The following is a 12,935-nucleotide window of genomic DNA, read 5'->3' as shown; positions in this document are numbered from 1 at the left end:
CATGTCTATAATAGAAACTGATAAGAAAGCTAAAAAAATATTATTTAATTATTTTTGGAAAAACGGCTGGATTGATGATAATAAAATAAATGATGATGATTTTTTATATGCAAAAGAAAAAGGTTTGATGTTTGATTTTACAGATAAAATTATTAAACATGATGAACTTATAATAAGAATAAATAATCTAGTAAAAGAAATTAATTTTGAAAATACAGCCAGAGCATTTTTATGCAGTTTATCAACTAGGCAATTAAATTTAAGAAGTTTTATATCAAGTTTATACTTAGTCAAAAAAATTAATATTCATAGCTTCATTAATAATAAATCATCATATTGTAATGAATGCAATGACAATTATGGTATCATAGGCGATGACTTTAATTTAAAAAATAGAAATGTATATAATTTTGAAAAATATAAATGGGGAGGAGTAAGACTTGAACATTTATCATATATTTATTTTGATTTAGAAGAATTAAAAAAAATTAATGATTTTGAATTCTCCCCTACTCCAGATGATATAAAAATTTTTAATGATATTCTAAAACAAATAGATTCATACAACAATGAAAAAGATTCAGCAAATAAATTAGAAAAAACTTTAAAAGATATTTTCCCATCTTCAAAAAATGAAAGAATTATACTTTTAGAAATATTATCCTATTTAGATATTTTAGAAGCCAAAGAAGAAAGAGAATACAGAAATACCGAACTATCCGAAAAATTAATGCATTGGAGAGGCGGAGATTCATATAATAAAATTAATGCTTTGAATATTTTTAATGAATACATATTGGTATAATATTAATTCAATTTTTTATTGCCATACTTTGTATATTTTATAATAGAATTAATTCATTATAAAAATATTAATATAAAAAACAATATAATAAAAAAGCCCAAGGCTTTATTTTGGAATAAAACCTTGAGCAAAACACTATATTAAAAAACTATTCTTATGGGCTTTATATAATACCTGTTATTCTTCCTGCTATTTGATAGAATATAAAACTTACTATCCAAGCAACAGCCAATGTATAAATCATTAAGAAAGGTATCCATTTCTTACCTATCTCAGAACCTATAACACCAACAGCAGCGAAACAAGGAAAGTATAAAAGTACAAAGAGCAATAAAGTATATGCTACAACAGGATTAAACACAGGGTCATTTTGTAATGATTCTGTAAGCACTGTTTCATCACCATCTTCTATGGATTTTATTTGAGCTATTGTAGATACAAGAACTTCTTTTGCCGCTCCTCCAGCTACAAGTCCAATTCCTATTCTCCAATCAAATCCTAAAGGTTTTAATACTGGTTCTATAAATGTACCTATTTTACCAGCATAACTATGTTTTAAACCTTCAGAAGCAACCAATCTGTCATATTCAGTATTTAGTACTTCTTCATCATTAACATCTAAACCTTGAGAAACAGCCAATTCTTTAGCCTCTTTCATAAGTCTTGTATTATCTTCTTCTGTAGGTGTATATTGAGGGAATGTCATTAATGCCCAAATTATTACTGAAGCAGCAAATACATAAGTACCAGCTTTCTTAATATACATCCAGCCTCTGTCAAACATATGTCTTAATACAGCCTTAGCTCTAGGTATTCTATAAGGAGGAAGTTCCATTACAAAAGGAGTTTCCTCTCCTTTGAAAAATGCTCTCCTAAATATGAATGCCATTACAAATGCCATCAATACACCTATCATATATATACTAAACATAATTGAAGGAGCTATTTTTGGAGAGAAGAAAGCACCTATAAATAATATATAAACTGGGAGTCTTGCACCGCAGCTCATAAATGTAGTAATTAAAACAGTAACTATTCTGTCTTTTTTACTTCTTAAAGTTCTTGCCGCCATAACTGCAGGAATAGTACATCCAAATCCTAAGAAAAGAGGTATGAATGACTGACCATGCAAACCCAATTTATGCATTATCTTATCCATTAAGAATGCTGCTCTTGCCATATAACCGCAATCTTCCAAGAATGAAATTCCGGTAAATAATATCAATACAAGAGGAAGGAATGATAATACCGCACCAACACCGCCTATAATACCATCAACAACAACGGACTGTATCAAACTACCTTCTGGAAGAAGTCCTCCTACAAAACCAGACAATGCTCCTATTCCAGCTTCAAGCCAGCCTTGAGGATAAGCTCCAACCGTAAAAGTTACTTTAAATATTAACCATAATACAACCAAAAATATTGGAAGTCCTAACCATTTATTCAAGAATATTACATCAGCAGCCTCTGTAAAATTAAATGCTTGTATATTATCTTTATGAACAGCTTCTTGTAAAGCACCTCTTATATATGAATACCTTTTATCTGCCATTATAGAATCAGTTTTGGCATTCATTGAAGTTTCTAATTTTATTATTTCTTTATTTAAAGTTTCTATTACATCTCCGCCGTTATTACATTCTCTCCTAATAGAGTGAATAGCTCTTTCATCTTTTTCTAAAGTTTTTATAACAAGCCATCTTTTATGTAAATCGCTTATATCGCCTTGCATTTTATCAGTAATAGTTTTTATAGACTTCTCTACTTCTTCACCGTATCTTATAGCTGAATCCTGATGAAGTTTATTACCAGATTTATACATCTCCTCTATTTTTTCAAGTATCATAATAACACTTTCATATTTATTTCCATGAACTTTCATTACAGGAAGTTTGAATAATTCTGCTAATTTTTTTTCATCTATTTTTATACCGTTCTTTTCTGCATGTTCATACATATTAAGAACACATATAATAGGTATGCCTAATTCTATAAGCTGTAAGCTAAGATATAAATTCCTTTCTAAATTTGTAGAGTCTATAACATTTATTATAAAATCAGGCTTATCATTAAGAAGAACATCGCATGCCACAACTTCATCTTGTGAATAAGCACTTAAACTATATACGCCGGGTAAATCTATTAAATCATAAGTGTATCCGTTATACATCATGTTAGTTTGTCTTTTTTCAACAGTTACACCCGGATAATTTGCTACTTTATAATTAGCACCTGTTAAAGCATTAAATATAGTAGTTTTACCGGAATTAGGGTTTCCTGCCAAAGCAACTTTTAATTTTGTATTATTAGACGGAACCTTCACTTTTTTTGCTATATCATCTTTGTTTTCAATAAGCAAAGAATCATCTTCTTTTACTTCTTTATGATGTTCTGAATGCTTCAATACTCTTTCTTTTTTTATTTCTACTTCAGACTTAGCAACTTCTATACCGTTAGCTTCAGATTTTCTTAAAGAAATTTCATAATCCATAATATGAACTTGTATAGGATCTCCAAGAGGTGCTTTTCTTACAATCCAGCCTTTAGCTCCTGGGGTAAATCCCATTTCTATAATTCTTTGTCTAATTTCACCGTCAGTGGCTACTTTATCAACAACAAAACCTTCTTCAATATCTAGTTCTGTTAATTTCATAAATTTTCTCCTTGAAAATTATAACATATTTATAAAGTGTTAGTGTATTCTAACATTTAAAATAAAATTGTCAATAGAAAAAGTATATTTTTGTTATTTTATTATACAAAAAAATACACAATCTATACTATTTATACTGAATTTTTTTAAGTTTATCAACTGATAGACTTTACACAGATATTATCAACTTTTTTGTCGCTCAAAAAAGTTGCAAAAAACGCAATTACTAGAACTTTATATTTTAAGAATATATATTAAATATAGTGTAATACCCTAGTTTTAGGTCAAAAATGCAGTCTTTCGCGAAGCGTATCCGAGCCTGTCGAGGATATAGGTTCTTTTATACCAATAAAAGAACTGGGGTTCTGCGTAAGCACGCAGAGCGGTGGGCAAAGCCCTGCAAATATTTTAAATTAAAAAAATTATTTTGACAAAATATAATTGTTTAGGTTATATACTGAAAATTTTTAAGTTTGTCAACTGATGCACTTTATATAAATTTTATCTACTTTTTTGTCGCACAAAAAAGTAGCAAAAAACGCAATTGCTAGAACTTTATATTTGAAAAATACTTATTAAATATAGGATATATCCTAAATTTGGATTAAAAATGCAGTTGTTTTGGTTCTTTTATATCAATAAAAGAACTGGGGTGTGGGGCAAAGCCCCGCAAATATTTTAAATTTAAAAAAATTATTTTGACAAAATATAATTGTTTAGGTATATACTAATCACTATAATTTTTAATAATTATATTAAAGAACATATAACAAATTTCTATATTAACACAGTATTAGTTTTTACTTCCTATTACCATACTTATAGTTGAAAGTATTATTAAAACTGAACCTATAACAATATTTATAGTCAAATCTTCATTATAAATAAATATAGAAGCCACGACTGTAGTGGTAGGTTCAAACATATTAAGTATTGAAGCAAGCGAAGAACCTAATTTCTTTACACCATAAAGCAAAAGTCCAAGTGAAAATATAGTACAAAGTAAAGCTATTGCGGCAAAATTATAAAATACATATAAATTATTCAATAATTGCAAACTATTAGTAAATATTCCAACTATAAAAAAGACTACAGAAACTATTAAAGACATATAAAAAACTGAAACCATTGTATCAAGTTCAGCAAAACTGCATTTCTTATTAGCCACTATATATACACCATAAGTAACTGTAGTTATAAGAGCATATATTACTCCCAAGAATGATTCAACTTGCACAACTTTTGTGAGAAGGAATATACCAGTTATAGCAAGAACCATTGAAAGCACTTTTAAAATATTAGCCTTCTCTTTATACATAAATATCATTATTAACAATACTATAACAGGATATCCAAAGTGTATCATATTTGTAAGTCCTGCTGATATATACAATAATGCCTGAGATAAAAAGAAAAATGTTAATCCAAGTCCTATAACACTGAATATAAATAATTCTATAAATTGTCTTTTTGTTATTTTGAAGCTTTTCTTAGTAACAAGAATAATTATAAATAAAAAAACTGCTGTAATTAAATATCTATAAAAAACTATAGAAAGAGAAGAATAATTATACGGAATAATATTCTTAACAAAAATCGGCAAAAAACCATAGGCAATAGAACCTATGATTACTAATAAAACATGAAGCATTGTTGTCCTCTATATATTATAATATTGTAAAAAATTTAATTGGATATGTTATTTTAAGAATAAAAAATGAATTTTATGAAGTTCACTGCATAATAATAACCCTAAAATTAATTAAGATAATAATATATTATTTGTTTAATAAATCAATAGCAAACAATCTTATTATATGTTACTATAAGAATTTATTAGTATAATAAATAATTAAATGATTTATTATAGTTAAAAATCATAAAAACTAACCAAATCTGGCAAATAAATATATTTATTTTCTGATTGTAAGCTATCAAATCAAATATATACCAATTCAAGAGCATAACAAAAATATATATTTTCTACTTTATTATATTTACATTTTATGTTATTATTAAGTTTTAATAAAAAATATTTTTATTATTTATAGTTATTATTTGGACAATTTTATCATCTAATAAGGAGATTTACATAGAATGGGAGCAATGGATTTAGTATTCAAATTGATATTTGGCTCTAAAGAACAAAATGACGCTAAAGTATTAAAACCTATAGCAGAAAAAACATTATCATTTGAAGAAGAAATAAAAAAATTAAGCAATGAAGAATTAACTAATAAGACAAAAGAATTCAGAGAAAGAGTAGAAAAACACATAGGCTGTAAAACTGAAGATTTAGATTTAAGCAAAGATGAAAATAAGAAGAAACTTCAAGATATATTAGATGCAATATTACCGGAGGCTTTTGCTGTAGTAAGAGAAGCCAGTATAAGAACAACAGGTATGAGACACTTTGATGTTCAGGTAATGGGAGGAACAGTACTTCATCAGGGAAGAATTGCCGAGATGAAAACTGGTGAAGGTAAAACACTTGTTGCTACACTTGCTGTATACCTTAATGCTTTAACAGGTTTAGGTGTGCATGTAGTTACAGTAAACGATTACCTTGCTAAAAGGGACGCTGAATGGATGACTCCTATATACTCTATGCTTGGTATAAGCGTCGGTATTCTTGATAATACCAGACCTCATTCCCCAGAAAGAAGAGCAGTTTATAATTGCGATGTTGTTTATGGTACTAATAATGAATTCGGTTTCGACTACTTAAGAGACAATATGGTAACTAGAAAAGAAGACAAAGTTCAGAGAAAATTCTATTTTGCCATAGTCGATGAGGTAGACAGTATTTTAATAGACGAAGCTAGAACCCCACTTATTATATCAGGCCCTGCTGAGAAAAATATAAAAATGTACTATGAAATTGACAGAATAATACCTATGCTTAAACAGGCTGAAGTTGATGAAAGAATGCGTGAAGTTGCAGGCACTGGTGATTATGTATTAGATGAAAAAGATAAAAACGTATACCTTACAGAAGAAGGAGTACATAAAGTAGAAAAACTACTCAATGTTGAAAACTTATATGGTGCTCAAAGCAGTACAATAGTTCACCATGTTAATCAGGCATTGAAAGCACATAAAGTATTCAAACGTGATGTTGATTATATGGTTACAGACGGAGAAGTTTTAATAGTAGATGAATTTACAGGCCGTGTACTTGAAGGAAGACGCTACAGCGACGGACTTCACCAAGCTATAGAAGCTAAAGAAAAAGTTGCCATACAAAATGAATCTCAAACTTATGCTACAATTACATTCCAGAACTATTTTAGAATGTATCCTAAACTTTCAGGTATGACTGGTACTGCTGAAACAGAAGCTGAAGAATTCTACAAAATATACAAATTAGACGTTGCCGTTATACCTACTAATAAGCCTATAGCTAGAAAAGACTTATCAGATAGAATTTACAGAACTAAAAAGGCTAAATTTGAGGCATTAGCAAAATACATAAAAGAACTTCAAGATGCCGGAAAACCTGCTTTGGTTGGTACTGTATCAGTAGAAATGAACGAAGAATTATCAAAAGTATTCAAAAGACATAAGATAAACCATGAAGTTTTGAATGCTAAAAACCACTCAAGAGAGGCACAAATCATAGCACAGGCAGGAGAACCTGGAGCAGTTACACTTGCTACAAACATGGCAGGGCGTGGTACAGATATTGTACTTGGAGGTAACCCAGTTGCTAAAGGTGTTGCTGAAATAGAGCAAATACTTGTACTTATGAGAGATAAAGCATTCAAAGAGAGAGATCCTTATAAAAAAGAAGAATTAACAAAGAAAGTAAAATCAATAGACCTTTATAAAGAAGCATTTGTAAGAAGCGTTATATCTGGAAAAATTGAAGAAGCTAAAGAATTGGCTCAAAAGAATAATGCTGAAGAAATGATAGAAAAAATTGACAGAATTATACAGATAAATGAAAAAGCTAAAACAGATAAAGAAAAAGTATTGGCTGTAGGCGGATTGCATGTAATAGGTAGTGAAAGACATGAGGCAAGACGTATTGATAATCAGTTACGCGGTAGAAGCGGAAGACAGGGAGACCCAGGACTTAGTGTATTTTTCTTATCTCTTGAAGATGATTTAATGCGTTTATTCGGCGGTGAAAGAGTTTCTAAAATGATGCTTGCTATGGGAATGGGCGAAGAAGAAGAATTAGGTCATAAATGGCTAAATAAATCTATAGAAAATGCTCAGAGAAAAGTTGAAGGCAGAAACTTCGATATAAGAAAGCATTTGCTTGAATATGATGATGTTATGAATCAGCAGCGTATGGCTGTTTATGCTGAAAGAGATTATATACTTTACTCTGAAGATATATCTCCTAGAATAGAAGAAATAATTGCAGAAGTAACTGAAGATACTATTAAAGATATAAGCAATAATAAAAAGAATGTTGATTCTGTGGAAGTTACAAAATGGCTTAATAGTTATTTAATAGGTATTGATGAAGAAGCTGCCAATAAAGCTGTAGAAGGCGGAGTTGATAATGCTATAAAGAACCTTACAAATATATTACTTGAGGCATACAGAAAAAAAGCTGAAATGGTAGATACTAAAATATTCAGAGAAGTAGAAAAAAATATATTCCTATCAATAATAGATAATAGATGGAAAGATCATTTATTTGCTATGGATAGTTTAAGAGAAGGTATAGGACTTAGAGGATATGCTGAAAAGAACCCTCTTACAGAATATAAGCTTGAAGGTTATAAAATGTTTGTTGCTACAATGGATGTTATACATAATGAGCTTGTAAACCTTATAATGAGAGTCAGAATAGTTCCTAATTCATTTGATGCTATTGAAAGAGAAAGTGCTTTTGACGGCGGTGTTGAAGAAAAAGGAAATACAAGTGCTATGAATGGCGGAGCTCCTCAAAATGTATCAAATAAACCTAGAATGGCACAAGCTAATGTGAAAATGACTCAAAAAATAGGTAGAAATGATCCTTGTCCTTGCGGAAGCGGTAAAAAATATAAATATTGCCATGGAAAAGATAATAATCAGCAATAAAAAATAAATTTTTATTTTATAAAAGGCATGTATATTTACTATATATGCCTTTTTTATTGACAAAAATCAAATAATATTTTAATCAAACATCATAATTATACCAAATATAAGATGAATTTCATTATAAAAAAATAAAAAAGTAATCTTTTAATATGTTGCCGACATTAAAATATAAATTATAATTTCTAATTGATATTAATTAATAATATTAAAACTATGAAAAAATATATTTGTTTAATATTTTTAAGCATAACCCTATGCTGTTATACAGAAGAAGTATACATTATAAAAAATGAAAATGATAAATCTCATTTAGAAAAAATAAACAGAATAGAATATATCAAAAAAAATATCGTATACAATATAGACGAAACAATATATTACACTGATAATCTGTCAAGAATATACAAAGTAATAAGAAAAGAAAGCCTAATATTATCCAATGCAAAAAGAAATAATTATGCCCAAAGAAAGATAGTAGAACTTTATGGAATAAAAGAACAAGATCATGGAGGACATATCATTGGAAGGCAGTTTGGAGGTTCTCCTAATATTGATAATATCATACCAATAAATAAAAACGTTAATACAGGCGAAATGCTAAAAATGGAAATGGAATGGAAAGATATACTAAATAACCATGGAAAAGTAGAAGATATAATAATAGATATAAATTACATATACACAAATATGCGTCCAAATATAATAAAAATCAATTATAAAGTAGAACAAGATTACACTAATTACAGAATAATAAAGATATTCACAAATACAATAATAACCAATAACTACAAATAATAAACGCCTCAAAATTATCAAACAATTTTGAAGCGTCTTAAATATTTATAGGAGTATGTTAACTAACTTTTAGATAATTCCTTATCTTCAGTCTTAACAGACTTTGTATAAGAAAATATCAAAGAGCCATCATTAGCATCAACATTAATTATATCACCCTCTTCTATATTACCAAAAAGTATTTCTGTACTTACATAATCTTCTATTTCTTTTTGTATAGCTCTTCTCAAACTTCTAGCACCATACTTCTTATCAAAACCCTTATCTATTATATAGTTTTTAGCTTCATCAGATAAGTTGATAACTATATTTCTTTCTTTTATAGCCTCATTTAACTCTTTAAGCATTATATTAATAATGTCTTTAAGATCTTCTTTAGTAAGTGTATGGAATACTATAATATCATCTATTCTATTCAAGAACTCTGGGTTAAAGTTTTGTTTTAGTTCTTCTAAAGCAAAGTTCTTTATATCATTAGCATCTTTTTCGCTTCCCACAGCATTAAATCCTAAAGAACTTCCTTTAACAATATCTCTAGCACCTAAGTTGCTTGTTATAATGATGATAGTATTAGAAAAATCAACTTTCCTTCCAAAATTATCAGTAAGCTGACCTTCTTCAAGCACCTGCAAAAGAATATTAGTAACATCAGGGTGAGCTTTTTCTATCTCATCAAAAAGTATAAGTGAATAAGGTTTTCTTCTTACTTTCTCAGTAAGTCCGCCGCCTTCCTCATAACCTACATATCCTGGAGGGGCTCCTATAAGTCTGCTTACAGCAAATTTTTCCATAAATTCACTCATATCTATTCTAATAAGAGCATCGCTATCGCCAAACATAAACTCTGAAAGCACTTTAGCTAAAGCAGTTTTACCAACACCAGTAGGGCCTAAGAAAATAAAGCTTCCTAAAGGTCTTTTAGAAGTTTTTAATCCTGCTCTGCTTCTTCTTATAGCTCTTGATATAGAAGCTATAGCCTCTTGCTGTCCTACAACTTTTTGATGAAGCTCTTCTTCCATATCTATAAGTCTTTTACTTTCTGAATTTAATAATCTCTTTATAGGGATATTTGTAATTTCAGATATAACGTATCTTATATCATCTTCCTCTATAAATGTTTCTATCTTATCACGTTCTTCACGCCATTTTTCTTCTTTTTTAGTAAGTTCTTCCTGTAATGCGGTAATTTCATCTCTTATTTTAGCAGCTTCTTCAAAGTTTTGATTATCAACAACATTTTTCTTTTCTTGATTGAGTTCTTCTATTTTCTTTTCTAAATCTTTAAACTCAGCTGGTCTAGTCATATTAAGAAGTCTTGCTCTTGAACCTGCTTCATCTATTAAGTCTATTGCTTTATCTGGTAAATGTCTTTCAAATATATATCTTTTACTCAAAATAGCTGCTGCTGCAATAGCTTCATCAGTATATTTTACTTTATGATGTTCCTCATATTTACCTTTTATACCGTTTAAAATTTCTATAGTATCTTCTATGCTAGGTTCTTCAACATTGATAGGCTGAAATCTTCTAACCAAAGCACCGTCTTTTTCTATATATTTTTTATATTCATTAATAGTAGTAGCACCTATACATTGTATCTCACCGCGTGAAAGTGCCGGTTTTAACATATTAGCAGCATCTAAAGCACCTTCAGCACCGCCTGCACCTATTAATGTATGAAGCTCATCTATAAATATGATAATATTATTAGCTTTTTTAATTTCTAAAACAATATTTTTTATTCTTTCTTCAAATTCACCTCTGTATTTTGTACCAGCTACAACAGAAGATAAATCAAGAGTAAGTACACGTTTTTTAAGAAGTATATCTGGTACATCTCCGGCAACTATTTTTTCTGCCAGACCTTCAACTATAGCTGTTTTACCTACACCAGGTTCGCCAAGAAGTATAGGATTATTCTTTTTTCTTCTTGAAAGAATTTGAACAACTCTCATAACCTCATTTGATCTGCCTATTACTCTATCAAGAGCCTTATCACGTGCCATTTTAGTTAAGTCACGTGCAAATTGATCCAATGTAGGAGTTTTTACTTTTTTTACAGTATCATCTTGATGAGTTTGCTCTGAAGAAGATGCACCGCTGCCTGCAACACCAAGCATTTTTAATATTTCCTGTCTTAATACAGTAAGTTCAAGTCCTAAACTTGTAAGTACATTATAAGCAGTACCGCCTTCCTCTCTTAATAAACCAAGAAGCAAATGCTCTGTGCCTATATAATTATGGCTTAAAGCCCTAGCTTCTTCAGCTGATCTACTAATTAGTTTTTGCACTCTAGGTGCTGTAGGTAAAGTTCCAAATACCTTAGTAGAGGAAGATTTTACCATAGTAGATTCTAATTCTAATTTTAATCTATCCAAATCTATTTTCAATCTCATCAAAACACGAGTAGCTAAAGCCTCTGATTCATGCAATAACCCTAAAAGAATATGCTCTGGAGTTACCATATCATGATTTAATCTTTTAGCTTCTTCCTGAGCATATAATTCTATAACCTTTTTTGCTTTACTTGTTAAATGGAATTGAAACATATTATAATCCTGTATATATAATAATATTATATACTTTGAAATAAATTTTATTTTTTAATAGCTATTATCGGCTATAATATACTATAGCCTTAATAGCTAATCAATAACACACATTAACTATATAATTGATGATAATGCCTAATATAGTATAAATGATGAATATCTTTTAATCAAATAAAACTACTATTAGCTACATTAACAACATTTACATTAGTTCTAGTAGTTGATGCAGTATTTACATTCAAATTATTATTATCATTACTGTTAGGAGCTGAATAAAGTAATGAGAATACTAATGCCAAAACGATTGCTGTAGATAGAGCAAAAGAAAGTCTAGCTGAACACATAAAAGCATAGAATGGATTTATCTTTGTATTTTTTATATTTTCCATTTTAGCTCTTTGCAACATGTACTGCCATTCTCTATCTGGCAAACTTGGCAAGTCGAAATAATGTCGTTTTTTTTCGATTTTGCTTTTAAATTGCATCATCTCATGTAGTTTCATAAAAGAGTCCTTTCTTTTTCTAATAGCGATTTCATTTTTTTAAGAGCATAAGAATAATTACTCTTAGCAGAATCGCTTGATATATTTAAAATATCTGCTATTTCTTTATATGAGTAATTCTCATAATACCTCAATATAAAGACATCTCTTTGTTTTCCCTTCAATTTAGTAGATGCATTGTATATCTTTTCCTGCAGATATATTCTTTCATATTCTTTTTCTGTATTATATCTTTTATCATCTACTACTTCTAATTTTTCTAAGTAAGGTGATTCTCTTCTATAAGCTTTTGAATACATATTGATAGCTGTATTACTTATTATACGGTATAACCAACCTTTAAAGTAATTGCGTTCTTCATATCTGTCTATGGCTTTATAAACACGTATTAATACATCTTGTGTCAAATCCATAGCATCTTCATAGTTATGCATAAAACGATATGATAAATTAAATATATAGTTTTTATATCTAGTTAACAATATATCTAATGCTTCATTATCACCTTTCTTATGTGCCTCTATTAATTCATAATCTTTTAATAATTCTTTTTCTTTTATTTCTATCATCTCTACAAA

At 29.0% G+C, this 12,935-nt stretch carries 8 protein-coding genes; 3 read left to right on the top strand and 5 right to left on the bottom strand.

Features of this window, described 5'->3' with window-relative positions; translation table 11 throughout:
- The first annotated feature begins 1 nt into the window (after window position 1).
- Window positions 2-805: a hypothetical protein gene (locus R4K56_RS04855; protein WP_335757645.1), complete on the top strand. Its 804-nt coding sequence runs from the start codon at window positions 2-4 to the stop codon at window positions 803-805.
- Window positions 806-968: 163 nt separating this feature from the next.
- Here the strand turns inward: R4K56_RS04855 and feoB are convergent, their stop codons facing one another.
- Together feoB and R4K56_RS04845 are read right to left on the bottom strand one after the other, a co-directional pair.
- Window positions 969-3,461, bottom strand: a complete 2,493-nt coding sequence (gene feoB / locus R4K56_RS04850; RefSeq protein WP_335772531.1) for a ferrous iron transport protein B — start codon at window positions 3,459-3,461, stop codon at window positions 969-971.
- Window positions 3,462-4,254: 793 nt separating this feature from the next.
- A complete protein-coding gene (locus R4K56_RS04845; RefSeq protein WP_297299230.1) occupies window positions 4,255-5,112 on the bottom strand; it encodes a DMT family transporter in 858 nt (285 codons plus the stop codon).
- Between the two features lie 446 nt (window positions 5,113-5,558).
- Here R4K56_RS04845 and secA point away from each other — a divergent pair, with 446 nt between their 5' ends.
- Together secA and R4K56_RS04835 are read left to right on the top strand one after the other, a co-directional pair.
- Window positions 5,559-8,504, top strand: a complete 2,946-nt coding sequence (secA, locus tag R4K56_RS04840; RefSeq protein WP_335772784.1) for a preprotein translocase subunit SecA — start codon at window positions 5,559-5,561, stop codon at window positions 8,502-8,504.
- Window positions 8,505-8,720: 216 nt separating this feature from the next.
- Window positions 8,721-9,302: a DNA/RNA non-specific endonuclease gene (locus R4K56_RS04835; RefSeq protein WP_335769591.1), complete on the top strand. Its 582-nt coding sequence runs from the start codon at window positions 8,721-8,723 to the stop codon at window positions 9,300-9,302.
- A 62-nt stretch (window positions 9,303-9,364) separates the two neighbouring features.
- Here R4K56_RS04835 and R4K56_RS04830 read toward each other — a convergent pair whose 3' ends face one another.
- The 3 genes from R4K56_RS04830 to R4K56_RS04820 form a co-directional block, all read right to left on the bottom strand.
- A complete protein-coding gene (locus R4K56_RS04830; RefSeq protein ID WP_335756761.1) occupies window positions 9,365-11,851 on the bottom strand; it encodes an ATP-dependent Clp protease ATP-binding subunit in 2,487 nt (828 codons plus the stop codon).
- A 170-nt stretch (window positions 11,852-12,021) separates the two neighbouring features.
- A complete protein-coding gene (locus tag R4K56_RS04825; RefSeq protein WP_335756760.1) occupies window positions 12,022-12,357 on the bottom strand; it encodes a hypothetical protein in 336 nt (111 codons plus the stop codon).
- Window positions 12,354-12,926, bottom strand: coding sequence for an RNA polymerase sigma factor (locus tag R4K56_RS04820; RefSeq protein ID WP_297299222.1), 573 nt, complete (start codon window positions 12,924-12,926; stop codon window positions 12,354-12,356). Before R4K56_RS04820 ends, R4K56_RS04825 begins: the two co-directional genes overlap by 4 nt.
- Window positions 12,927-12,935 lie beyond the last annotated feature (9 nt).

The organism is Brachyspira pulli, from assembly GCF_036997785.1.
In the GTDB taxonomy this organism is placed as follows: domain Bacteria; phylum Spirochaetota; class Brachyspiria; order Brachyspirales; family Brachyspiraceae; genus Brachyspira; species Brachyspira pulli.
The sequence above is the reverse complement of the archived record's forward strand: the minus strand, read 5'-3'. Positions and strand labels throughout refer to the sequence as shown.

Excerpts from the sequence above, each read along its gene's own strand:
- R4K56_RS04855 (WP_335757645.1), top strand. The coding sequence starts at position 2 with ATGTCTATAATAGAAACTGATAAGAAAGCTAAAAAAATATTATTTAAT.
- feoB (WP_335772531.1), bottom strand. The coding sequence starts at position 3,461 with ATGAAATTAACAGAACTAGATATTGAAGAAGGTTTTGTTGTTGATAAA.
- R4K56_RS04845 (WP_297299230.1), bottom strand. The coding sequence starts at position 5,112 with ATGCTTCATGTTTTATTAGTAATCATAGGTTCTATTGCCTATGGTTTT.
- secA (WP_335772784.1), top strand. The coding sequence starts at position 5,559 with ATGGGAGCAATGGATTTAGTATTCAAATTGATATTTGGCTCTAAAGAA.
- R4K56_RS04835 (WP_335769591.1), top strand. The coding sequence starts at position 8,721 with ATGAAAAAATATATTTGTTTAATATTTTTAAGCATAACCCTATGCTGT.
- R4K56_RS04830 (WP_335756761.1), bottom strand. The coding sequence starts at position 11,851 with ATGTTTCAATTCCATTTAACAAGTAAAGCAAAAAAGGTTATAGAATTA.
- R4K56_RS04825 (WP_335756760.1), bottom strand. The coding sequence starts at position 12,357 with ATGAAACTACATGAGATGATGCAATTTAAAAGCAAAATCGAAAAAAAA.
- R4K56_RS04820 (WP_297299222.1), bottom strand. The coding sequence starts at position 12,926 with ATGATAGAAATAAAAGAAAAAGAATTATTAAAAGATTATGAATTAATA.